This is a genomic window from Frigoribacterium sp. UYMn621 (assembly GCF_040549525.1).
GTDB lineage: Bacteria > Actinomycetota > Actinomycetes > Actinomycetales > Microbacteriaceae > Lacisediminihabitans.
In genome coordinates this window covers 78937-101849 of the sequence record NZ_JBEPTM010000007.1, presented here as the reverse complement: position 1 = coordinate 101849, position 22913 = coordinate 78937, and the positions used below count along the sequence as shown (strand labels likewise).

Sequence of the window (22913 nt, the reverse complement as noted above, 5' to 3'; positions counted from 1 at the left end):
ATGGTCGCCGGATCCGCTGCTTTCTAGCCTGAAGTGACACCGATCACCCCTGGAGAGAACATGACCACCCCGACCATCGACACCACCCCGACCATCGCCACCACCGCGGCGCCTACGCAGGAAGAGGCCGTTCCGCCCACAGCGGGCGACACCTCCCGAAGTCTCGGGATCACCAGCCTCGTGCTCGCGATCGCCTCGATCGCCTTCGGTTACACGCTGATCGTTCCGATCGCCGCGATCGTCGTCGGTTCGATCGGGCTCAACCGTGAACCTGCCGGTCGCAACTTCAGCACCTGGGGAATCATCGTCGGAGCGGTGTCCCTCGCGCTTCCGGTGCTCGCTCTCGCATTCGGGCTCGCGTTCCTGGCCCCGTTGGGAGCCTTCGCGGCGTTCTTCGGGCAGTAACGACCGCGCGCCAACCGGCGCCCGCATCCCGGTCGACGCGCGTCGTGGGAGAATTGTGCGACCCCACGGTACTGATACGAAGGATTTGCGTGAGCCCCAGAGCATTGAAGGCCCTCGAGCCGGCTTCGACCGACCCCGCCTTCATCCGCAACTTCTGCATCATCGCCCACATCGACCACGGCAAATCCACGCTCGCCGACCGGATGCTGCAGATCACCGGCGTGGTGAGCGACCGCGACATGCGCGCCCAGTACCTCGACCGCATGGACATCGAGCGCGAGCGCGGCATCACGATCAAGAGCCAGGCCGTGCGGATGCCGTGGGAGCTGGACGGCCAGACCTACGCTCTCAACATGATCGACACCCCCGGCCACGTGGACTTCACCTACGAGGTTTCCCGCTCGCTTGCGGCGTGCGAGGGGGCGATCCTGCTCGTGGATGCCGCGCAGGGCATCGAAGCGCAGACGCTCGCGAACCTCTACCTCGCGCTCGACAACGACCTCACGATCATCCCGGTGTTGAACAAGATCGACTTGCCCGCCGCGGATCCGGAGAAGTACATCAAGGAGATCGTCGGGCTGCTCGGGTGCAAGCCGGAGGACATCCTGCTCGTCTCCGGCAAGACCGGTGTCGGCGTGCCGGAGCTGCTCGATCGCGCGACCCGACTCATCCCGCCTCCGGTCGGCGATGCGGCGGCACCGGCCCGCGCCATGATCTTCGACTCCGTCTACGACGCCTATCGCGGCGTGATCACCTACGTGCGCATGATCGACGGGTCGCTCAAGCCGCGCGAGAAGATCATGATGATGAGCACCAAGAGCGCCCACGAGGTGCTCGAGATCGGTGTCAGCGCTCCCGAGCCGACCCCGACCAAGGGACTCGGCGTCGGCGAGGTCGGGTACCTCATCACCGGCGTCAAAGACGTGCGACTCAGCAAGGTGGGTGACACCGTGACGAGCTTCATGAAGCCTGCGACCGTCGCCCTCAAGGGCTATTCCGAGCCGATGCCCATGGTCTTCTCCGGCATCTATCCGATCGACGGCTCTGACTATCCGGTGCTGCGCGAGGCCCTCGACAAGCTCAAGCTCTCGGATGCCGCGCTGGTCTACGAGCCCGAGACCTCCGTCGCGCTCGGCTTCGGCTTCCGCTGCGGATTCCTCGGACTGCTGCACCTCGAGATCGTCACGGAACGGCTCGAACGTGAATTCGGGCTCGACCTCATCGCAACGGCACCGAGCGTGATCTACCAGGTCACGACCGACGATAAGAAGACCGTCACGGTCACCAACCCGAGCGAGTTCCCTGGCGGCAAGATCGCCTCGGTGAGTGAACCCGTGGTGAAGGCATCCATCCTCACCCCGAAGGATTTCGTCGGCACCGTGATGGAGCTCTGCCAGGGCCGTCGCGGCACCATGCAGGGCATGGAATACGTGGGCGAGGATCGCGTGGAGCTGCACTACACGATGCCCCTCGGCGAGATCGTGTTCGACTTCTTCGACCAGCTGAAGAGCCGCACCGCCGGCTACGCGAGCCTCGACTACGAACCGACCGGCGACCAGGATGCGGACCTCGTGAAGGTCGACATCCTGCTGCAGGGTGAGGCGGTGGATGCCTTCAGCGCCATCGTTCATCGCGACAAGGCCTACGCCTACGGCGTGCTCATGACGGAGCGGCTCAAGAAGCTGATCCCGAGGCAGCAGTTCGAGGTGCCGATCCAGGCCGCCATCGGCGCTCGGATCATCGCCCGTGAGTCGATCAGCGCGATGCGCAAAGATGTGCTCGCCAAGTGTTACGGCGGTGACATCACCCGCAAGCGCAAGCTCCTCGAGAAGCAGAAGGAGGGCAAGAAGCGCATGAAGATGGTGGGTCGTGTCGAGGTTCCGCAGGAGGCGTTCATCGCGGCGCTCAGTGGTGACACGGAGACCAAGAAAGAGAAGTAACTCGGCTGCTCGCCGATTTGTCCCTGCGGTGGCTGCATACCTGGCAGTTCGCGCTGTATTCCGCGCCGAGGAGAGCACCAACTGCCAGTTCTCTCCTCCAATGTTCTCTGCTCAACACTGTCGGTGCGGCTCGCAGGCCCGCGGTCCATGCCACTGGGGGACACGTCAGGGAATGGACTGCACGAACAACAAATAGTGTGTCCGCCCACAGTCTTTTGTGAGTCGGCACAGCGTTCGTGACCGAATGACGACGGGCGCAGTACGCTGCGAACATGAGCGATTACCGTCCCCCCGTGTCCGATCTTGCCTTCGTCCTCGAGCACGTGGTGGGGTATCCACAGGTTGCCGCACTTCCCGGCTATGAGCACGCCGATCTCGACACCGTCGTCGGCCTGTTGGAAGACTGCGGCGACTTCATGGTGAAGGTCGTCGCTCCCACCAACCAGACCGGGGATGTCGAGGGCGCTCAGCGCGATCCCGACGGCTCAGTCCGCACTCCGGCGGCCTTCAAGTCCGCCTATCGCCAGTACGTCGATGCCGGGTGGGGCAGCGTGCCGTTCCCGGAGGAGTTCGACGGTGGAGGCTTCCCGTGGTCCGTCGGCCTCGCCATCCAGGAGATGCTCGGCTCGTCGAACATGGCCTTCGCGCTCTGTCCGCTGCTCACGCAGGGAGCCATCGACGCGCTCCTGCACTACGGAGACGACGCGCAGAAGAACACCTACCTGCCCAAGATGATCAGCGGTGAGTGGACCGGCACGATGAACCTCACCGAACCGCAGGCGGGGTCGGATGTCGGGGCGCTCACCACCCGCGCCGTTCCCAACGGCGACGGCACTTACGCCATCACGGGACAGAAGATCTACATCACCTACGGCGAGCACGACCTCTCCGAGCAGATCGTGCACCTCGTGCTCGCGCGTACCCCGGGCGCCCCGGCCGGCACTCGCGGCATCTCCTGCTTCATCGTGCCCAAGTTCCACGTGCACGAGGACGGTTCGCTCGGCGAGCACAACGGCGTCAGCTGCCTCTCGATCGAGCACAAGCTCGGCATCCACGGCGCCCCGACCTGCGTGCTCTCCTACGAGAATGCGACGGGATACCTCATCGGTGAAGAGAACCTCGGCATGCGCATCATGTTCGTCATGATGAACAGCGCCCGGCTTTCCGTCGGCACTCAGGGCCTGTCCATCGGGGAGCGCGCCTACCAGGGTTCGCTCGCCTACGCGCAGGACCGCACCCAGGGCAAGGCGATCGGAGCCACCGTCGATTCTCCGATCATTGACTTCCCCGACGTGCGCCGCATGCTGATGACCCAGAAGGCGTATCTCTCGGCCCTGCGCCGTCTCGTACTGTTCAACGCGGTGCAGATCGACCTCAGCACCCACTCCACCGACGAGGCGGCCCGGGTGCGGGCCTCCGAGATCGTTGGCCTGCTCACTCCGATCAGCAAGTCCTTTGGCACCGACCTCGGTGTTGAGCTCACCTCGCTCGCCCTTCAGGTCTTCGGCGGCATGGGTTACATCGAGGAGACCGGCGCGGCCCAGCACTTCCGCGACGTACGCATCACCCCGATCTACGAAGGCACCAACGGCATCCAGGCCGCGGACCTCGTCGGCCGCAAGCTCGCGGTGCGGAGCGGGGCATCCTTCCTCGAATTCATCGCGACCATGCGCGAGATCGACGCAGAACTCTCCGATGCCGGGGACGCCTTCGAGACGATCCGGGTGCAGCTTCGCACCCAGCTCGACTCCCTCGAGGCGGCGACCGGATGGATGCTGCGCACTGGCCAGTCGGACCCGAACGCCGTGCTCGCCGGCTCGTCCCCGTACCTGCGCATGTGGGGACTCACCGTCGGTGGCTGGCTGATGGCGCGCTCGGCTCTCGCCGGTGAGGCGACCGGCGACGAGGACCTCGCCGACACCCAGCTGGTGCTCGCTCGCTTCTATGCCGAGCAGCTGCTTCCGCAGGCAGCGGGACTCTTCGGTGCGGCCACCGGGGGAGCACGGGACCTGTTCGCCCTGGATGCCGACCAGCTCGCCGGGCGAGTCCGAAGCGGCTCGATCGGCTAGACGACCGTCCTCCCGGGGCATGTCGACGGGCGTGGCGCCGGTAGAATTGCGCCATGCCCGCTTCAGCCGCCTCGACGATCCGGTTGCGTTAGATGCCTGCGAAGTTGCCGCTCTGGGAGCGGCCCGTCACCTACGCGAGCGTCGGAGCGACCCAGTCGGCTGACCTGCTCACCAAGTCACCCTCGGGCTACCGGCCGTTCCGGCAGCGCATGAGAATCGGCCATGGTGACGCGCGCTGGGACTACGCCTGGACCGAGGTGATGTCCTGGGGCATCCAGCGCACGAGCGGATTCCGTGTCGACGTGGCGGATGTTCCGGCCGCGGTCAGCGACCAGACCTACGTACCCGTGGCCTTCGACGAGGCCGGTGCGCCGGTGGCGGACACGGTGCTCGGGGACGAGGTGGTGTTCGGTCCCGACGGCGCCCCGTTCATCGTGCCTGGCGACTCTGTGGTGCTCGAGATCCCCTTCGGGCCGTTCCAGGTGACCGCCCCGGCGCGGGTGGTCTACGTCGTGAACGAAGTGAATCGGCGGGGTTTCGCGTACGGCACACTCCCGGGGCATCCCGAGAGCGGCGAGGAGTCGTTCATCGTGGAGCAGACGGAGGACGGATCGGTCTGGCTGGAGATCAGCGCGTTCTCGCGGCCGGCCAATGCGTTCTGGTGGCTGGTCTACCCGGTGCTCCGCTTCTCGCAGGCCTACTACACCCGGCGATACTTCGAATCACTCTCCGGCACGCTCTCGCCGACCACCGGGGCCTGATGCCGAGCGCGCTTCCGCTCGCCGATCCGGCGCCGTCAGACGGCGCGCTGCCCAAATCCGTCACCGTGGGTGCCGCCGAACGCAACTTCGGGGTGTATCTCCACGTGCCGTTCTGCCGGGTGCGCTGCGGGTACTGCGACTTCAACACGTACACCTCCGACGAACTTCGCGGGGCCAAGCGCACGGACTATGCCGGCCAGGCGATCGCCGAGGTGGCTCTCGCCCGGGGCATCCTCGATCGAGCGGAGCTGCCGAGCAGGAAGGCATCCACCGTCTTCTTCGGCGGGGGCACGCCAACCATGTTGCCGGTCGCCGATCTCACCGCGATGCTCGCCGCGGTCGCCGGGACCTGGGGATTGGCGCACGGCGCGGAGGTCACGACCGAGGCGAACCCCGATTCGGTGGATGCCGCCTACCTCCGATCCCTCGCCGACGCGGGTTTCACGCGCGTGTCTTTCGGCATGCAGTCGGCCGTGCCGCACGTGCTCGCGACGCTCGAGCGCACCCACGACCCCGATCGGGTGCCTCTCGTGGTGCAGTGGGCCCGCGACGCCGGACTGGAGGTGAGCCTCGATCTCATCTACGGCACTCCGGGGGAGTCCCTCGACGATTGGCGAGTGTCGCTCGAGCACGCCATCGCCCAACAACCGGACCATCTCTCCGCCTATTCGCTCATCGTGGAAGATGGCACGAAGCTCGCGCGGCAGATCCGACGCGGCGACGTGGCGCAGCCCGACGAGGATCTGCAGGCGGACATGTACGAGCTGGCGGACGAGCTGCTCGGTTCCGCCGGCTACGGCTGGTACGAGGTCAGCAACTGGGCGCGTGAGTCGCCGGGAGACTTCGCCGAGCACCGGTCGCGGCATAACCTCGCCTACTGGCAGGGTCATGACTGGTGGGGGATCGGTCCCGGGGCGCACAGCCATGTCGGCGGAGTGCGCTGGTGGAATGTGAAGCATCCCGCGGCCTATGCCGACAGGATCGGCGCCGGTCTGTCTCCCGGTGCCGGGCGAGAGACCCTCGATGACGAGACGCGGCGGGTGGAGAGTGTGCTCCTCGGCACGCGGATTCGAGAGGGACTGGTCATCGCCGAGCTCCCGGCGAGTGCGCGCACCGCCGTTGCCGGGCTTATCGGCGACGGTCTCGTCGACGGGGCATCCGCCGTCCGTGGCTCGCTCGTGTTGACCCTGCGCGGACGCCTGCTCGCCGATGCCGTGGTGCGACGGCTGCTCGAGTAGCCCTAGGCCGAGATGAACTTCACGGCAACGGGGTAGGTGTACCACTCACCCCGGTTGGCGGCGACCGCGGCGATGATGCTGAACACGATGTCGAGCACGGCGACGGCCAGGATGATGATCGCGCCGACGAACAGCCACAGGGTGAACAGTCCGACGACGTAGCCGAGAAGAACGGTGAGTTGGAAGTTGAGCGCTGTGCGGGTGTGTTCGCGCACGAACGGACCGCGGTCGCGCAGGACCAGATAACCGATCAGTGCCGGCAGGAAGTGGAAGAAGATCCCGCCGAGGTGAACGAGCATCGCCCAGAGTTTCTCGTCGCTCGGGCTGAATGGCGTCGGCGTCTGGTAGGGGTTCGGCGTGGTTTCTGACATGCGCCCATTAAACACACAAGCCCGGCCGCGCGCGGCCGGGCTTGTGGCGAAAGAGGACTACTTGATGAGGCGGATCGCGAAGGGGTAACGGTACGCGATGCCGTCCTTGGCCTTCAGGAAGCCCATGATCGAGAAGATGATCGAGACGATCGCCGCGGCGAGAGTGATCAGGAATCCGATGACGATGACGCTCAGGATCGATCCGACGATGTACGCGGCCACCATCGTGATCTGGAAGTTCAGGGCCTCTTTGCCTTCACTGTTGGTGAAACGACCACGGTCCTTGAAGACGAGCCAGATGATCAGCGAGGGCAGGAAGCCGATGATTCCCCCGAGGTGTGCGAACGACGCCCACTGGCGGTCCTCGGCCTCGGTGAGGGGCGCGGCCGGTTGCGGTGCAGCCGGCGTGGAGATGGGGTCGGTCATGTGCAGAGCCTTTCGGTGAGCGGATCGATCCTGCGAGCTGGCAAGGAAAGACTTCGGGCGGTGTCTCGCTCGGCCCTCTGTTGAGGGCACTGCACGAGCACATGCATAAGGTAGCGCCCTCCTCGGCATGCATGCAATGCCTTCGTCTGGGTGGGTCACGGTACAATTGGCAGTCTGAACACAGGAGTGCCAAGTGTGGGCAGGGTGACGCAGCGGTGACGGAGAGAGCGGGGTGGTGAGCATGGTGTCGGAGCGAGGCCTGGACGTGCTACGCGTCATCGTGCAGGACTACGTCGCGTCGCGCGAGCCGGTGGGATCCAAGTCGATCGTGGATCGCCACTCCTTCGGAGTGTCGGCAGCCACCATCCGCAACGACATGGCGCTGTTGGAGGAGGAAGAGCTCATCGCGGCGCCGCACACCTCGTCCGGGCGCATCCCCACCGACAAGGGTTACCGCGTCTTCGTGAACCAGCTCGCCGACCTGCGACCGCTCAGCCCGGCGCAGCGCACCGCGATCGAGACCTTCCTCGGATCATCCGCAGATCTCGACCAGGTGCTCGGACGCACGGTGCGGTTGCTGTCGCAGCTCACCAACCAGGTCGCGCTCGTGCAGTATCCCTCGCTGTCGCGCTCACGCATCCGTCACGTCGAGCTCGTGCGCCTCGCCTCGTCTCGCGTCATGACCGTGCTGATCACGGACACCGGCCGGGTGGAGCAGCGCCTGCTCGACGTCTCGGACGAGTTGGAGGAGGGCTTCCTCTCCCAACTCGGATCCCGGCTGAATGCCAGTCTGGGCGGCCTCGGGCTTGCGGAGGCCGCCGAGAAGCTGGCCCAGCTGCCCGAGCAGTTTTCGCCGGCGGAAGCCCCGGCCGTCGGCCGCATCGCCTCCGCACTCATCGAGCAGGTCCTCGCCAACCGTCATGATCGGCTGGTCATGGCCGGAACCGCGAACCTGGTGCGCACCGAGGAAGACTTCAGCGGCAGCATCTACCCTGTTCTCGAGGCGATCGAGGAGCAGGTGACGCTGCTGCGGCTGTTCGGCGAGATGGAACCGGACCAGAACGGCTTCTCGGTGTCGATCGGCAAGGAGAATGCCTCCTTCGGCCTGGGGGAGACCTCGGTGCTGACCACCGGTTACGCGACCTCCGGTGGGGAAGTGTCACGCCTCGGCGTGATCGGCCCCACCCGCATGGACTATTCGAACAACATCGCGGCCGTGAGAGCTGTCGCCCGCTACCTGTCCCGCCTGCTCGGCGAGGACTGAAGACCAAAGGGAATTTGATTGGCTGACCACTACGAAGTACTCGGTGTCGACCGCAGCGCGACGACCGATGAGATCAAGAAGGCGTACCGTCGCCTCGCGCGGGAACTGCATCCCGACGTGAACCCGGGGGCAGATGCCTCGGAGCAGTTCAAGCTCGTCACGCACGCCTACGACGTGCTCTCCGACTCGCAGCAGCGCCAGCAGTACGACCTCGGCCCCCAGACCGGCTTCGGCGGGCAGGGTGGGCAGGGCTTCGGCGGCTTCGGCGACATCTTCGAGTCGTTCTTCGGCGGCGGGCAGACCCGCGGGCCACGCTCGCGCCGCGAACGCGGACAGGACGCCCTCGTGCGAGTGGAGGTCGACCTCGAAGAGATCATCTTCGGCACGACCCGCGATATCGAGGTGGACACCGCCGTGCTCTGCGAGACCTGCGACGGCTCGTGCTGCGCGCCGGGGACCACCCCGGTCACGTGCGACATCTGTCACGGCAGCGGGCAGATCCAGCGCACCGTGCGCAGCCTGCTTGGCAATGTGATGACATCGAGCCCGTGCGGCACCTGCCGCGGCTACGGCACCGTGATCCCCAACCCCTGCCCCACCTGCCAGGGCCAGGGTCGCGTTCGCGCGCGCCGAAGCATCCCGGTCGACATCCCCGCCGGGGTCGACACCGGACTGCGCCTGCAGATGCCCAACCAGGGTGAGGTCGGCCCGGCCGGTGGTACTTCCGGTGATCTCTACCTCGAGATCAAGGTGCGCCACCACGACGTGTTCAGCCGCAACGGTGACGACATCCTCGCCACCCTCGAAGTGCAGATGACGGACGCCATCCTCGGCACCAGGACGACGCTCAAGACGCTCGATGGTGAGGTCGCGGTCGACATCCGGCCCGGCACCCAGAGCGCGGAGGTCATCACGATCAAAGATCGCGGCGTGACCCACCTGCGCGGCAGCGGCCGTGGTGACCTCAAGATCGGGGTGCAGGTGACGACCCCGGTGAAGCTCAGCCACAAGGAGCAGGACCTCATCAAGCAGTTCGCGAGCACTCGCAAGGCCGCGACGCCGACGCTCACGCACTTCCAGCAGGGACTGTTCCAGAAGCTGCGCGACCGGTTCCTCAACATCTGATCGCATGGCCCACTTCTATCTGAGCGAGGAACTGCTCTCCGCGACCGTCGGTGAGCGGATCACGATCGGGGGAGCGGAGGCGCGTCACGCCGTCACGGTGAGCCGCATCGCCGCCGGCGAGTCGATCTCGATCGGCAACGGAGCGGGTCTGATGATCTCGGGCACGGTGGTCTCTGCGGAGCACACCGAATTCGTGGTCGAGGTCTCGGCGGTTCTCGACACCCCTCCGGCCTCTCCGGCGATCTGGCTCGTCCAGGCGCTCGCGAAGGGGGACCGCGACGAGCAGGCCGTGCAGCAGGCCACCGAGCTCGGGGTCGATGGGGTCATCCCGTGGTCCGCCCAGCGGTCGATCGTCAAGTGGGAGGGCGCGAAGGTGCGCAAGGGGCATGATCGCTGGAGCGCGATCGTGAGGGAGGCCAGCAAACAATCGGTTCGGTCATGGGTGCCCGAGGTGGGGGATCTCGCCTCTCTCTCCGTGCTCGTCGCGCTGGCGAAGGTCACACGGATGCTCCTGCTGGAGCCCACCGCGACGCTCGCCCTCAGCGCGCTCGAGCCCGACGATCGGGATGTGGTGCTCGTCGTGGGGCCGGAGGGCGGCATCTCGCCCTCGGAGCTCGCTCGTCTCGAGGCCGCTGGCGCGACATCCGTGCGTCTCGGGGGCACGATCCTTCGCACCTCGACCGCGGGTCCCGCCGCCGTCGCGGTGCTCAACGCGCGGCTCGGGCGCTGGTAGCGAACGCCCATCCGCGGGTCGGCGGCGTCGTTTACCCTTGGAACATGTCGACTACAGCCGAGCCTTCGCTCTTCACACGCATCGTTGCGCGCGAGATCCCGGCGGATATCGTCTTCGAGAACGAGCGGATCATCGCGTTCCGGGACATCGCCCCCAAGGCCCCCGTGCACCTGCTCGTTGTGCCGAAGACCGCGGAGTTCGCCAACGTCACCGAACTGGCCGCAGCGGACCCTGCGCTTCTCGCGGAGGTCGTCGCGGTGGCGCAGCACCTCGCGGACGAGCACTGCGACGGTCACTATCGACTCGTCTTCAACACCGGTGCACGGGCCGGACAGACCATCTTCCACGTACACGCCCACCTTCTCGGTGGAACCCTCACCGAAGGAACCCTTGGCCAGTAGCGATCTCACAGCACCGACTCCCGAAGAGCGGTCCGCACAGCATGTCGTCATCCGTGTCGATGGGGTCGCGATGGTGCGACTGCTCGGCCCGCAGGATCGGCTGCTGAGGACCATCGAGCGGCAGTATCCGCAGGTCTCCGTGCTCGTGCGCGGAAACGAAATCACCCTGGACGGCGATGCCCGTCAGGTTGCCGCCGCAGCGCGGCTGGTGGAGGAGCTGGTGCTGATGGTGCGCAGCGACCGTGAACATGGAGAGAATGTGCTCGACGAACGAAGTGTGACCGAGTCCGCGAAGATGCTCGCGAGAGACCAGCGGGTGAGTCCGGCCGAGTTGCTGAGCCAGGCCATCCTCACCAGCCGCGGCAAGAGCATCCGTCCGAAGACCCTCGGACAGAAGGAATACGTCGACGCGATCGACGAGAACACCATTGTCTTCGGCATCGGCCCGGCGGGTACCGGCAAGACCTACCTCGCGATGGCGAAGGCCGTGCAGTCGCTGCAGCGCAAAGAGGTCGAACGCATCATCCTCACCCGCCCAGCGGTCGAAGCGGGCGAACGTCTCGGCTACCTGCCCGGCAGTCTCACCGACAAGATCGACCCCTACCTGCGCCCGCTCTACGACGCCCTCAACGAGATGATGGATCCGGAGGTCGTTCCCAAGCTGCTCGCCGCCGGCACCATCGAGGTCGCCCCCCTCGCCTATATGCGCGGCCGCACGCTGAACAACGCGTTCATCGTGCTCGACGAGGCGCAGAACACCTCCCCGGAGCAGATGAAGATGTTCCTCACCCGGCTCGGGCACGGCTCGAAGATGGTGATCACCGGCGACATCACCCAGGTGGACCTGCCGGCCGGTGCCAGCGGCCTCCAGCTCGTGACGCGGGTGCTCGACGAGATCGACGAGATCCATTTCTCGCGGCTGACCAGCGAGGATGTGGTGCGCCACAACCTCGTCGGCCGCATCGTCGACGCCTACACCAAGTACGATGCAGAGCGGCAGGCACAGCGCTTCGACCGGGAACAGGGGGGTCGATCGTGAGCATCGAGATCAACAACGAGTCGGTCATCCCGGTGGATGAGGTGGCGTTGCAGCGACTGTCCATCTATGCGCTCGACCACCTTCATGTGCACCCCGACGCCGAGCTCGCGATCGTGCTCGTCGACGAGGGAGCGATGGAACAGCTTCACCTCCAGTGGATGGACGAGCCCGGCCCCACCGATGTGCTCAGCTTTCCGATGGACGAACTGCGGCCGGGCACCGAGGAATCCATGACTCCGGCCGGTCTCCTCGGCGACATCGTGCTCTGCCCCCAGGTCGCGATCTCCCAGGCGGAGACCGCGGGGCACAGCCCACTCGACGAGATGTTGCTGCTCACCACCCACGGCATCCTGCACCTCCTCGGGTTCGACCACGCCGAACCGGACGAGGAAAAGGAGATGTTCGGCATCCAGCGCGAGATCCTGGCCGGATTCGCCCTCGCCGAGCGACGATCGAAGTAGTCTCGCCATGATTCCGCTCTTCGTCAGCGTGGCTGTCCTGCTGGTGATCTTCGGCGGACTCCTCGCCGCGGCCGACGCCGCCCTCAGTGTGCTGTCGCGCGCCGACCTTCTGGAGATCGCATCGACCTCGCGCGCCCGGAAATCCCTCGTCGCCATAGCGGCGGATGTCGGGGCGCACGTGAACGCCGTCAACTTCATGAGGGTGGTTGCCGAGACCACCGCCGCGGTGCTCGTCACGCTCGCGTTCGCTTACGTGTTCACCGAGTGGTGGTGGGCGCTGCTCGCCTCCGCGTTCATCATGACCGTGGCATCCTTCGTGCTCGTCGGGTCGAGCCCCCGCAGCGTCGGGCGGGTTCACGCCCGCGCGGTGGTGCGGGTGAGCGCGTGGACGGTGCACGCGATTCGCCTGTTCCTCGGTCCGGTGGCCGCCGCCCTCGTCGCGATCGGAAACCGGGTCACTCCGGGCAGGACCGCGACCTTCTCATCGGAGGAGCAGCTGCTGAGCATGGTGGATGAGGCCACCGAGCTCGACGTTCTCGAGGAAGACGATCGCGAGCTCATCCACTCCATCTTCGAATTCAGCGACACCGTCGTGCGTGAGGTGATGATCCCGCGTACCGACATGGTGACGATCGACAGCGACGAATCGATCGGCGCGGCGATGGGGCTCTTCCTCTCTCGTGGCGTCTCCCGGGTGCCGGTGATCGGGGTGGATGTCGACGAAGTCATCGGCGTGCTCTACCTGCGGGACGTCGCCCGGCTGAGCTACGAGCGCCCCGCGGGGCTCGACACGGTGACTCTCGACTCGCTCGTGCGCCCCGCCCTGTTCATTCCCGAGTCGAAGAAGGCGGATGACACGCTGCGCCAGATGCAACTCGAATCCAACCATCTCGCCATGGTGGTCGACGAGTACGGCGGCATCGCCGGTCTCGTGACCCTGGAGGACCTGATCGAGGAACTGGTCGGCGACATCTCCGACGAATACGACCACGAGGTGATCGAGATCGAGGACCTGGGCGACGGCCGCTTCCGGGTGAGTGCGCGCCTTCCGGTCGACGAACTCGGGGAGCTGTTCGAGCTCGACCTCGATGACGACGACGTCGATTCGGTCGGCGGGCTGATCACGAAGGCGCTCGGTCGCCTTCCGCTTGCCGGCTCCGTCGCGACCATCTCCGGTCTCATCCTCACCGCAGAACGCACGGAGGGGCGGCGCAAACGGCTGAGCACGGTGCTCGTCGAGCGGGACCAGGCCCTCAGCGATGCCATGGCCGCGTTCAACCCGCCGAGGTCGAAGGAGTCGAAGCCCAAGGAGTCGAAGCCGAAGGAGTCGAAGCCGAAGGAGTCGAAGCCCAAGGAGTCGAAGCCCAAGGAGTCGAAGCCCAAGGAGTCGAAGCCGAAGGACGCGAAGCCCAAGGAGCTCACGGAGCCGAAGCCCCGGGAGCCCGAGGAGTCGAAGCCGGAGTCGAAACCGGAGTCGAAGCCCAAGGAGTCGAAGCCGAGGGACGCGAAGCCGAAGGATTCGAAGGCCGCGGAGTCGGAGCCCGAAGAGGCGAAGGCCACAGTATCCACATCAACAGAAGACGGTGATTGAGCGTGTCGCTGAACAATGACAACCCCTCGGAGTTCCGGGCGGGATTCGTGTCCTTCGTCGGGCGTCCGAACGTGGGCAAATCCACGCTCACCAATGCGCTCGTCGGGGAGAAAGTGGCGATCACCTCGTCGAAGCCGCAGACCACTCGCCGTGCCATCCGGGGCATCGCCCATTACGCGAATGGGCAGCTGATCCTGGTGGACACTCCTGGCATGCACCGCCCACGCACACTGCTCGGGGAACGCCTCAACAGCATCGTGCAGACCACACTCGGCGACGTGGATGTCGTGGCATTCTGCATGCCGGCCGACGAGAAGATCGGCCCGGGGGACCGCTACATCAACGAGCAGCTCGACTCCTTCCCCCGCGCGAAGAAGGTGGCGATCGTCACCAAGATCGATGCCACCTCCCGGCCGCAGGTCGCCGCGCAACTGCTCGCGGTGTCGGAGCTGCGCGACTGGGAGGCGATCATCCCGGTGTCGGCGACCAGCCGTATCCAGCTCGACACGCTCGCGGCCGAACTGATCAAGCTGCTGCCGGTCTCGGAGGCGCTCTATCCCGCCGATGCGGTCACCGAGGAAGGTCTCGAGGCGCGCATCAGCGAACTCGTGCGGGAGGCCGTGCTCGAGGGCGTGGAAGACGAACTGCCGCACTCCATCGCCGTGACGATCGACGACATCATCGAGCGGGACGACAAGGACCTGGTGGAGATCTACGCCAACCTCTTCGTCGAGCGCGACAGCCAGAAGGGCATCATCATCGGTCATCAGGGCTCGAGGCTCGCGGATGTCGGAGCTCGCGCGCGCGCCCAGATCGAGCCGCTCGTCGGCAAGCAGGTGTTCCTGTCGATCCGCGTGAAGGTGGCGAAGGACTGGCAGCGGGATCCCAAACAGCTGGGACGCCTGGGCTTCTAGGGAGTCCGGCTCCAGGGGTACATCGCGAGGATGATTTCCGGCGCGATCTGCCCGGAGTCCTCGCGTGCCGCCTACGGTGGAGGGATGTTCCGCACGCTTCGCCGCTACCAGGTCATCGCCGACGCGGCTTTCGCGGCGGCGTTCCTGCTGCTGCAGCTGGCCAGCCTGTCGAGCGTCGGCAACGTCCTGCCCTCGCTCGTCGTTGCGCTGATCTTCGCCACGGCTCTCGCGCTTCGCCGGCTGAGTCCCGCGCTCGCCCTCGCCGGCGCCTGGGCGGGCGCGACCCTTCAGATGGCGTCTTCGCTCGAGTCTCCGCAGTTCTACGACCTCGCGGTGCTGGCGATTCTCTTCACCACCGCCTCGTACGGCGGTCGCCTGCTGCGCTGGGTCGGGCTCGGCTCCGCGATTCTGGGCTCTGTCATCGCAACGCTCTACCTTGTGCTCTTCAACGGCGGACGAAACCTGCTCGGCAACGTGATGTCGACCCCCTCGATGTTCTCCAGCAGCCTGCTGCTGTTCTTCGGCTGTCTCGCCGCACTCGGGCTGTCCTGGACGCTCGGACTGCTCGCCCGAACCGTGCGCCGGTCGCGGCAGAGCCGCGCTGCCCAGGTGGAGGCCGAACAGGATGTCATCGTCGAGCAGGAGCGCAACCGCATCGCGCGCGACATGCATGACGTCGTCGCTCACTCGCTCGCGGTGGTGATCGCCCAGGCTGATGGCGCGAGGTACGCCCGGGAGTCCGATCCGGAGGCCGTGGATCTGGCGCTCACCACCATCTCCACGACCGCGCGGGAGGCCCTCGGCGACGTGCGCATCCTGCTGGGGCAGTTGCGCCACAGCCAGAGTGAAACACCGCAGCCGATGCTGGGCGATCTCGATGCGCTCGTGGACCAGCTGCGCAGTTCCGGTCTCATCCTGAGCCGGGAGTCCGTGGGCGAGGAGCGGCCACTCGCCACAGCCCAACAGCTCGCCGTCTATCGCATCACCCAGGAGGCGCTCACGAACGCGTTACGTCACGGCGACACCGAACGCGAGGTGCGGCTGATCTTCGCCTGGAAGGCCGATGCGCTGCGGCTGGTGATTTCGAGCGCGGTGAACGCCCCGCGCGCCGGTGACGAAGCCCACCCCGGTGGGCACGGTCTCGCGGGAATGCGCGAACGGACTGTGCTGGTCGGTGGCGTCTTCTCCGCGGGGGTCGACGAAGGGCGATGGGTCGTCACCGCCACGATTCCGCTGAGCCTCGAGGCGGTCAGGCTGTGAGCGTCATCCGCGTCGGCCTGGTCGACGACCAATCGCTCTTCCGCGCCGGCGTGCGGATGCTCATCGACTCCCAGGCCGATCTCGAAGTCGTGGGGGAGGCCGGGGACGGCCTCGAGGCCGTGGCGATGGCCGCCGATACCCGCCCCGATGTGATCCTGATGGACATCCGGATGCCCGTCATGGACGGCATCGCGGCCACCGCCGAGGTGCTCAAGAGAGCGGATGCCCGGGGAGGCGGCCTTCCCCGCATCATCGTCCTCACCACCTTCGATCTCGACGAGGCCGCCACCCGGGCGATCCGTGGGGGAGCAAGCGGATTCGTGCTGAAGGACGCCGACCCCGAGTTCCTGCTCGCGGCGATCCGCACCGTGCATGCGGGCAACGCCGTGATCGCGGCATCGGCCACGCGGGAACTCTTCGAGCACTTTGCGCCGGCCGGGGCGCGGCCAGAGACGCCGGCGGCCTTCGGTCAGCTCACCGCGCGGGAGCGCGACATCTTCCAGCTCGCAGCGCGGGGGTTGAGCAACTCCGAGATCGCGTCGGGCGAATACCTGAGCGAAGCGACGGTGAAGACACACATCAGTCGCATCCTCGGCAAGCTGGCACTTCGAGATCGCGTGCAACTGGTGGTATTCGCTTTCGAGAACGGGCTCAACACCTAGGCGACGGCCAGCGGCCCCGGAACGTCATCCGCTGGATGTACGGCCTCCGCGACCTCCGCCCGATGTCCGCCGCGAGACACGACCGTAGCGTCGGAGTATGTCACTAGATCATTCAGAAGCCGGGCTGGTTGCCCGGGTCTCCCACCTCACCAAGTCCTACGGATCGGCCGCCAACCCGGTCACCGCGCTCGACGACGTCTCGATCGGAATACGCTCCGGCGAGTTCACGGCCATCATGGGGCCGAGCGGATCGGGCAAGTCCACGCTCATGCACATCATGGCGGGCCTCGACACCGCCACCACGGGACAGGCGTGGCTCGGAGACACGGAGATCACCGGCCTTCCGGATTCCGACCTCACCATCCTGAGGCGCCGCCGGGTCGGCTTCGTCTTCCAGGCCTTCAATCTCGTGCCGACGCTCGACGTGCGAGGGAACATCCTGCTGCCCTTCGAACTGGACGGACGTCGGCCCGCCCGCGAGGAATCGGCGTGGATCGAGCGGCTCATCGACTCGCTCGGGCTCGGCGACCGCCTGAAACATCGTCCGCACGAACTCTCGGGCGGCCAGCAGCAGCGCGTGGCCATCGCCCGGGCTCTCGGCACCCGACCCGACCTGGTCTTCGCCGATGAGCCGACCGGCAACCTCGACTCCCGAACCGGTCGCGAGGTGTTGTCCCTGCTCGCCGCCGCAAGCGCCGAATACGGGCAGAGCATCGCGATGGTCACCCACGACCCGATCGCCGCGAGCTTCGCCGACCGCATCCTGTTCCTCGCCGACGGTCGGGTCGTCGACGATCGCCCCCGGTCATCGGCCGAAGAGATCTCCCGCCTGATGCTCACGATGGAGAAGGCAGCATGAGGCGTCCCCTCGCGGAACAGCTTCCGAGCACACTCGTGGCCGCTCTGAGCTCCGCCTTCGGTGTCTGCCTGCTGGAGACCACCGGCGTGCTCGCGCAGGTTCTCTCGGCTGACAGTGTCACCGGGTCGAGCGCCCCCGTCGCGGCCATGTTGCAGATCGTCGCTTCCGTCTTCATCGTCATCGCGGTCTATGTGGGGTCGATCGTCACAGCAAACACCTTCGCCACGATCATCGCCGGGCGAACGCGCACTATCGCGCTCTATCGCCTCATCGGATCGAGTGCCTCGGACCAGCGACGGGCGGTGGCCCGTGAGGGTCTCGTCGTCGGCGCGGTTGGCTCGGTGATCGGTGCCGTCCTCGGCACCGCGATCACGATCGGGCTCGTGAGCGTATCGGTTGCGACCGGAGTTGTGCCCTCCCATCCCTACAGCTATGTCGGCCCGGTGATCGTGCTACCGATCGTCGCGGTGATGCTCACGACGTGGCTCGCCTCGTGGGTCGGGTCGCGTCGGGTGCTGCAGGTCTCGCCGATGCAGGCGACCGGAGGGGCGGTCGAGAAGTCTCTCGACGAGGCGAGCGGCAATCGCCGTCGCAACGTCGTCGCCATCGTGTTGTTCGCGATCGGCGGTGCCCTCCTCGTGCTCGGCATGGTCATCGGTCTCGTCTCTCCGGCGGGTGTGCTGGTCGGAGTGGTCGGCGGGCTGCTCTCGTTCACCGGGCTCGTGCTCGGATCGCAGCTGGTGATGCCGGTCGCGCTGAGAATGACCGGACGGATGTTCGGACGCAGCGCCCCCGCGCGGCTGGCCGCCGAGAACGCCGTTCGATACCCCGAGCGCAGTTCCCGAACGACGATCGGGCTCGTGATCGGCGTCACCCTCATCACGATGTTCGCGGTCTGCGTCGAGACCTACCAGGTGATCATCACCGAAGCGCAGAAGGCGCAGCCCGAGGTGTATCAGGGGGTCGACCAGACGCTGACGGTCACCGTGGTGGTCTTCTCCGTGCTGATGGGCTTCAGCGCCCTCATCGCGGCGGTCGGCATGGTGAACAACCTGTCGATGAGCGTGCTGCAGCGCACGCGGGAGCTCGGACTCCTTCGAGCCCTCGGATTCACGGCCCGGCAGGTGCGCACGATGATCCTCGCCGAGAGCGCGCAGCTGACTGTCGCGGCGGTGCTCGTCGGCCTGGTCCTCGGTACCTTCTACGGCTGGGCCGGTGCCCAGTCGCTGCTCGGCTCGATCACCGGGTCGCCGGGCATCGTGCTTCCCGCGATACCTCTCGCGCTTCTCGCGATCCTGGCCGTTGCCGCTGCAGTGCTCACGCTGGTGGCATCCGTGGCCCCCTCCCGTCGGGCCACGCGGATCGCTCCGGTCGCGGCACTCGCGGTGGAATAGTGAGTTTTGGTCGGCGGTCACAGCCGCCGACCAGCTAAGCGCCCTGTTTTGCTGAGGGCTCTCACAGGGAGGGGCTAAGGCCCGTTTCGGCTCCCGGTGGCGTGCCCATAATGAGCGTGCGCAACTGCTGCGTGTGTGTGAGGGGAACCCGATGTCGCAACAACTGCTCGATCTACGTCTCGAGACGGGCCCCTTTCCGATCGTCGTCTATGCGCTCGCCCTCGTCACTCTCGTGGTGCTGGCCACTCGTCGGCCGGTGCGTCGCTGGCTGCCCGTCCAATTGCTCGGCTTTCTTGCCGGTGCGGGCGTCGGCCTGATTCTCGCCTGGCTGGTGAGTGACGTGTGGAACAGTTTCGGCGTGGCCCTCACCCCGATCACCCGCCTCTGGTTCGCGCTCGGTGTCGGCGGCATCGGCTTCGCGATCGCGGGTCTGTGGCGGGCGCGCGCGTGGCGCGTGGTGCTCGGCAGCACATCCGTCTTCCTGTTCACGCTCGCCGGGGGGATCGGGGTGAATGTGGATGTCGCGGAGTTCCCCACCCTCGGCTCGGCGCTCGGGGTGAATTCGATATCGAAGCTGGCTCTTCCAGCCTCAACGCCCGTACCCACTCCCACGAGAACGGCTCTCGAGACTCTCGCTCAGAGTTGGCATGCCCCGGCAGGCATGCCGAAGGCGGGAACCGTCGGATCCGTCATCATCCCGGCCACGGTCTCGCACTTCGCCGCCCGCAGCGCAGTCGTATATCTGCCGCCCGCCGCGCTGGTCGCGGGTGCGCCGAGACTTCCCGTGCTCGAGATGCTCTCTGGACAGCCCGGAGCGCCGTCGAATCTCATCACGTCCGGAGCGATGGCGACGATTCTCGACCAGTTCGCGGCGGCGCACGCGGGACTGGCTCCGATCGTGGTGATTCCCGACCAGCTCGGAGCGCCCCAGCTCAACCCGATGTGCGTCGATTCGCCGCTGGGCAACTCCGCAACCTATCTCACGGTGGATGTGCCGAACTGGATCACGCAACACCTCCACGTTCTGTCCAACCGTGTCGACTGGGCCATCGGCGGTTTCTCCGAGGGCGGCACGTGCTCGATCCAGCTCGGTGCGAAGTATCGGGGACTGTATGGAAGCATTGTGGACATCGCGGGCGAGCTCGCCCCGCACCGTGGCTCGATTGCGGCCACGATCGCCAGTGCGTTCGGCGGATCCACCGCCATATACACTGCGGCCACTCCTCTCGCACTGCTCGCCGCTGGCGCTCCCTATGCCGACACGCTGGGGATTTTCGTCGCCGGTCAAAATGATGCCCGGTTCGGCGCGGCATCTGTCACCGTCTCGAATGCGGCACAGGCTGCTGGAATGACCATGCATCATGTCGTCTCGCCGGGCACGGCGCACGACTGGAAAACAGTGCAATTCGGCATCCGCACCGCGATTCCGCTCCTGGGCGATCGGTGGGGACTCTAGTGGCACAGTGGATCGCCCAGCGTCGCGTCAGCATCTCGCTTGCCGGCCTGATGCTCGTGCTCGCCTTCGTCACCGGTTCGCTGCTTCGCGGGCCGAGACCCGCACTCAGGCCACTGGTGGGAACCGGTCTCGACGCTTTTCTCGAGGCGCACAACCCGTTCTCGCCCATCACCGCGGTGCTCTTCACCTCGGGGTGGTTCGAACTGCTGCTGTCGATCGCGGCGCTTGTCACCCTCGTCGGGGCCGCCGAACGACTGATGGGATGGTGGCGCACCCTCCTCGCGTTCATCGTCACGGCGTATGTCGGCGCCGGGATCGGAACCCTTCTGCAGGCGGCCGGCCTGCTCGCCCGGGAGGTCTGGGCGGTGCGGATCCAGGAGTTCATCATCTTCGATCCGTTCACCGCGATCTCCGGCACGATTCTCACGGCCAGCGCCTTCGCCGGCCCGCTCTGGCGCCGCCGCGTGCGGGTGCTCGGCTTCGCGGCACTCGTCATCGTGTTCCTGTATTCCGGGCAGCCCTCCGACCTCTTCCGGATCATCGCCGCCCTGGCCGGTCTCGTGTTGGGGATGGTGTTGGCTCGCACCCGGCCGTCCGCCCGGTGGGCGCGCAGTTCTCACTACGAAGCGCGGAGCCTCACCGCGGTGCTGCTGATGATCACCGCCGCAGGACCGTTCGTCAGCATCTTCACGCCAGCGCGCTATGGTCCGCTGCATCCGCTCGGCATGCTGTTCCGCGACCAGTTGCCACGCCTGCAGACCGTGATCCATCATTGCCTCGGGCACACGACCTCACCCGGATGCCACGCGCAGCTCGCTCTCGCCAGCATCAACGGCCCCGGCACCGTCCTGCTCGCCCCCCTGCCGCTCATCGTGCTGATCGTCGCCGCTCTCGGCATGCTGCGGGGACGTCGAAGCGCCGCCCTCATCGCGATCGCTGTCAACGTGTTCCTTGCCCTCGTCGCCGCGTTCTACTACGGGTTCCTCCCGGCGTTCGGAAGCGACGAGGTCGTGTCCGACTACGCCTCCGGGCTCGAGCCCGTGGCCCGCCTGGCCGTCTCGGTGCTCGTGCCGCTCGTGATCGCCGCGCTCATCGCCATCAACCTGCGCCACTTCACCGTGCGGATCCCGCGTCGGTCGATGATGCGGTTCATCGTCACCGTGGTGGGCACCTTCGTGGCGCTCTGCGGCCTGTACCTCGGTGGGGGATGGCTCGATCGGCTCCAGTTCCGCCCGGCACCCACCTTCACCCAACTCCTCCTAGACCTGCCGGACCGCTTCGTACCGGTCGGTTTCCTCCGCCTCGAAACCGTGCCGTTCATCCCGGTGGCGCCGTTCACCCGCATCCTGTACCAGGGGATCGGGCCGGCCTTCTGGCTGGTGTTCATCGCGGCGACACTGCCGCTCTTCTTCTCGGATCGCAACCGCTACAGCTTCGCCGAGCGCGATCGGGCTCGCACTCTGCTGCTCGAGGGCGGCGGTTCCATCGGGCACATGGCGCTGTGGGACGGCAACGACTACTGGTTCAGTGCCGACGGTCGATCTGCCCTGGCCTATCGGGTCGTCTCCGGTGTCGCGCTCACCACCGGCGGCCCCCTCGGCCGACCGGAATTCGCCGCAGAGGCGGTGCGGCAGTTCGCGGTCTTCTGTGACGACAACGGATGGACCCCCGTGTTCTACAGCGTGGACAACGAGTTCCAGCCGCAATTCCAGGCGATGGGCTGGTCGACGATGGTGGTCGCGGAGGAGACCATCGTGCATCCCGCCACCTTTTCCACCCAGGGCAAGAGCTGGCAGGACGTGCGTTCCTCGATCAACCGCGCCGAGCGCCTCGGAGTGCACGCGGTCTGGACCAGCTGGGCAAAGCTCTCGATCGCCCACAGCGCCCAGATCGAGGCCATCTCCGAATCCTGGGTCGCCGACAAGAAACTGCCGGAGCTCGGCTTCACCCTCGGCGGCATGGACGAGCTGCGCGATCCGGATGTCGCGGTGTTGCTGGCCGTCGGGGACGATGACGTCGTCGAAGCCGTGACGAGCTGGATGCCCACGTATCGCGAGGGCGAGATCATCGGCTGGACGCTGGACTTCATGCGCCGCCGCCCCGGCAGCATGAACGGGGTGATGGAGTTCCTCATCGCCTCCGCCGCTCTGCTCATGCAGCAGCGGGGAATCGAGTTCATGAGCCTGTCTGCCGCCCCGCTCGCGCGTCGGGAGTCTGCGTCGGAGGCATCCGACGGCACGGATCGGCTTCTGGCCTTCCTCGCCCGCAGCCTCGAACCGGTCTACGGATTCCAGTCCCTCTTCACCTTCAAACAGAAGTTCAAGCCCGAATTGAAGGCGATGCTCATGGCCTATCCCGATCCCCTCGCCCTCCCGGCGATCGGCGCTGCCCTCGGGCGGGCCTACCTGCCCTCCGTGAGCGTTTCACAGACCGTGCGCTTCCTGCGGGGACGCGGCTAGAGGATTGCCGGTGCGGGCGGTGCTATCCTCGGAATTGTGCTGTTCGGCCTGCTCCTTCTTAGCTGCCGCGACGAGTCCTAACCCA

Annotated in this window: 21 protein-coding genes; 19 read left to right on the top strand and 2 right to left on the bottom strand. The window is 66.5% G+C overall.

All coding sequences use genetic code 11. From position 1 onward, the window contains the following. Positions 1-60 precede the first annotated feature (60 nt). From ABIB54_RS12735 to hemW, 5 genes are all read left to right on the top strand, one after another. A complete protein-coding gene (locus ABIB54_RS12735) occupies positions 61-405 on the top strand; it encodes a hypothetical protein (protein WP_354575889.1) in 345 nt (114 codons plus the stop codon). Positions 406-494: 89 nt separating this feature from the next. Then, entirely contained in the window at positions 495-2345 is a 1851-nt protein-coding gene (gene lepA, locus ABIB54_RS12730; RefSeq protein WP_354575888.1) for a translation elongation factor 4, read from the top strand. 272 nt (positions 2346-2617) lie between these two features. Next, positions 2618-4414, top strand: coding sequence for an acyl-CoA dehydrogenase (locus ABIB54_RS12725; RefSeq protein WP_354575887.1), 1797 nt, complete (start codon positions 2618-2620; stop codon positions 4412-4414). Positions 4415-4506: 92 nt separating this feature from the next. Continuing rightward, positions 4507-5175, top strand: a complete 669-nt coding sequence (locus tag ABIB54_RS12720) for a DUF1990 domain-containing protein (protein WP_354575886.1) — start codon at positions 4507-4509, stop codon at positions 5173-5175. Beyond that, on the top strand, positions 5175-6413 hold the full coding sequence (gene hemW / locus ABIB54_RS12715) for a radical SAM family heme chaperone HemW (protein WP_354575885.1): 1239 nt from the start codon (positions 5175-5177) through the stop codon (positions 6411-6413). Before ABIB54_RS12720 ends, hemW begins: the two co-directional genes overlap by 1 nt. A 2-nt stretch (positions 6414-6415) precedes the next feature. Here the strand turns inward: hemW and ABIB54_RS12710 are convergent, their stop codons facing one another. Together ABIB54_RS12710 and ABIB54_RS12705 are read right to left on the bottom strand one after the other, a co-directional pair. Next, the gene (locus ABIB54_RS12710; RefSeq protein WP_354575884.1) at positions 6416-6784 is read right to left on the bottom strand and encodes a DUF4870 domain-containing protein; all 369 of its coding nucleotides are present in this window, start codon (positions 6782-6784) and stop codon (positions 6416-6418) included. A gap of 57 nt (positions 6785-6841) precedes the next feature. Further along, positions 6842-7210, bottom strand: coding sequence for a DUF4870 domain-containing protein (locus tag ABIB54_RS12705; protein ID WP_354575883.1), 369 nt, complete (start codon positions 7208-7210; stop codon positions 6842-6844). 241 nt (positions 7211-7451) lie between these two features. Between ABIB54_RS12705 and hrcA the strand changes: the two genes are divergently transcribed. The 14 genes from hrcA to ABIB54_RS12635 all read left to right on the top strand — a co-directional run bounded on the left by hrcA (position 7452) and on the right by ABIB54_RS12635 (position 22828). Continuing rightward, complete coding sequence (hrcA, locus tag ABIB54_RS12700; RefSeq protein WP_354575882.1) at positions 7452-8474, top strand: heat-inducible transcriptional repressor HrcA; 1023 nt, start codon at positions 7452-7454, stop codon at positions 8472-8474. Positions 8475-8492: 18 nt separating this feature from the next. Next, positions 8493-9599, top strand: a complete 1107-nt coding sequence (dnaJ, locus tag ABIB54_RS12695; RefSeq protein WP_354575881.1) for a molecular chaperone DnaJ — start codon at positions 8493-8495, stop codon at positions 9597-9599. Between the two features lie 4 nt (positions 9600-9603). After that, the gene (locus tag ABIB54_RS12690) at positions 9604-10332 is read left to right on the top strand and encodes a 16S rRNA (uracil(1498)-N(3))-methyltransferase (RefSeq protein ID WP_354575880.1); all 729 of its coding nucleotides are present in this window, start codon (positions 9604-9606) and stop codon (positions 10330-10332) included. Positions 10333-10376: 44 nt separating this feature from the next. Further along, the gene (locus tag ABIB54_RS12685; protein WP_354575879.1) at positions 10377-10733 is read left to right on the top strand and encodes an HIT domain-containing protein; all 357 of its coding nucleotides are present in this window, start codon (positions 10377-10379) and stop codon (positions 10731-10733) included. Then, entirely contained in the window at positions 10723-11772 is a 1050-nt protein-coding gene (locus ABIB54_RS12680; protein ID WP_502917128.1) for a PhoH family protein, read from the top strand. The genes ABIB54_RS12685 and ABIB54_RS12680 overlap by 11 nt, the downstream gene beginning before the upstream one ends. Beyond that, positions 11769-12233: an rRNA maturation RNase YbeY gene (gene ybeY, locus ABIB54_RS12675; protein ID WP_354575878.1), complete on the top strand. Its 465-nt coding sequence runs from the start codon at positions 11769-11771 to the stop codon at positions 12231-12233. Before ABIB54_RS12680 ends, ybeY begins: the two co-directional genes overlap by 4 nt. Before the next feature lie 7 nt (positions 12234-12240). After that, positions 12241-13824 carry a hemolysin family protein gene (locus ABIB54_RS12670; protein WP_354575877.1) on the top strand — a complete coding sequence of 528 codons (1584 nt, stop codon included), beginning with the start codon at positions 12241-12243 and terminating at the stop codon, positions 13822-13824. A gap of 2 nt (positions 13825-13826) precedes the next feature. Continuing rightward, the gene (gene era, locus ABIB54_RS12665) at positions 13827-14738 is read left to right on the top strand and encodes a GTPase Era (protein ID WP_354575876.1); all 912 of its coding nucleotides are present in this window, start codon (positions 13827-13829) and stop codon (positions 14736-14738) included. Between the two features lie 30 nt (positions 14739-14768). Beyond that, on the top strand, positions 14769-15998 hold the full coding sequence (locus tag ABIB54_RS12660; protein ID WP_354575875.1) for a sensor histidine kinase: 1230 nt from the start codon (positions 14769-14771) through the stop codon (positions 15996-15998). Further along, a complete protein-coding gene (locus ABIB54_RS12655; protein WP_354575874.1) occupies positions 15995-16660 on the top strand; it encodes a response regulator in 666 nt (221 codons plus the stop codon). Before ABIB54_RS12660 ends, ABIB54_RS12655 begins: the two co-directional genes overlap by 4 nt. A gap of 97 nt (positions 16661-16757) precedes the next feature. Further along, positions 16758-17519 carry an ABC transporter ATP-binding protein gene (locus ABIB54_RS12650; RefSeq protein WP_354575873.1) on the top strand — a complete coding sequence of 254 codons (762 nt, stop codon included), beginning with the start codon at positions 16758-16760 and terminating at the stop codon, positions 17517-17519. Further along, entirely contained in the window at positions 17516-18913 is a 1398-nt protein-coding gene (locus ABIB54_RS12645) for an ABC transporter permease (RefSeq protein WP_354575872.1), read from the top strand. The genes ABIB54_RS12650 and ABIB54_RS12645 overlap by 4 nt, the downstream gene beginning before the upstream one ends. Before the next feature lie 151 nt (positions 18914-19064). Next, a complete protein-coding gene (locus ABIB54_RS12640; RefSeq protein ID WP_354575871.1) occupies positions 19065-20369 on the top strand; it encodes an alpha/beta hydrolase in 1305 nt (434 codons plus the stop codon). Beyond that, positions 20369-22828, top strand: coding sequence for a phosphatidylglycerol lysyltransferase domain-containing protein (locus ABIB54_RS12635; protein WP_354575870.1), 2460 nt, complete (start codon positions 20369-20371; stop codon positions 22826-22828). Before ABIB54_RS12640 ends, ABIB54_RS12635 begins: the two co-directional genes overlap by 1 nt. The last annotated feature ends 85 nt before the right edge of the window (positions 22829-22913 follow it).

Bases quoted from the DNA above. Each gene is read 5' to 3' on its own strand.
- ABIB54_RS12735 (WP_354575889.1), top strand. From the start codon at position 61: ATGACCACCCCGACCATCGACACCACCCCGACCATCGCCACCACCGCG.
- ABIB54_RS12725 (WP_354575887.1), top strand. From the start codon at position 2,618: ATGAGCGATTACCGTCCCCCCGTGTCCGATCTTGCCTTCGTCCTCGAG.
- ABIB54_RS12720 (WP_354575886.1), top strand. From the start codon at position 4,507: ATGCCTGCGAAGTTGCCGCTCTGGGAGCGGCCCGTCACCTACGCGAGC.
- hemW (WP_354575885.1), top strand. From the start codon at position 5,175: ATGCCGAGCGCGCTTCCGCTCGCCGATCCGGCGCCGTCAGACGGCGCG.
- ABIB54_RS12710 (WP_354575884.1), bottom strand. From the start codon at position 6,784: ATGTCAGAAACCACGCCGAACCCCTACCAGACGCCGACGCCATTCAGC.
- ABIB54_RS12705 (WP_354575883.1), bottom strand. From the start codon at position 7,210: ATGACCGACCCCATCTCCACGCCGGCTGCACCGCAACCGGCCGCGCCC.
- hrcA (WP_354575882.1), top strand. From the start codon at position 7,452: ATGGTGTCGGAGCGAGGCCTGGACGTGCTACGCGTCATCGTGCAGGAC.
- ABIB54_RS12690 (WP_354575880.1), top strand. From the start codon at position 9,604: ATGGCCCACTTCTATCTGAGCGAGGAACTGCTCTCCGCGACCGTCGGT.
- ABIB54_RS12685 (WP_354575879.1), top strand. From the start codon at position 10,377: ATGTCGACTACAGCCGAGCCTTCGCTCTTCACACGCATCGTTGCGCGC.
- ABIB54_RS12670 (WP_354575877.1), top strand. From the start codon at position 12,241: ATGATTCCGCTCTTCGTCAGCGTGGCTGTCCTGCTGGTGATCTTCGGC.
- ABIB54_RS12660 (WP_354575875.1), top strand. From the start codon at position 14,769: ATGATTTCCGGCGCGATCTGCCCGGAGTCCTCGCGTGCCGCCTACGGT.
- ABIB54_RS12650 (WP_354575873.1), top strand. From the start codon at position 16,758: ATGTCACTAGATCATTCAGAAGCCGGGCTGGTTGCCCGGGTCTCCCAC.
- ABIB54_RS12645 (WP_354575872.1), top strand. From the start codon at position 17,516: ATGAGGCGTCCCCTCGCGGAACAGCTTCCGAGCACACTCGTGGCCGCT.
- ABIB54_RS12640 (WP_354575871.1), top strand. From the start codon at position 19,065: ATGTCGCAACAACTGCTCGATCTACGTCTCGAGACGGGCCCCTTTCCG.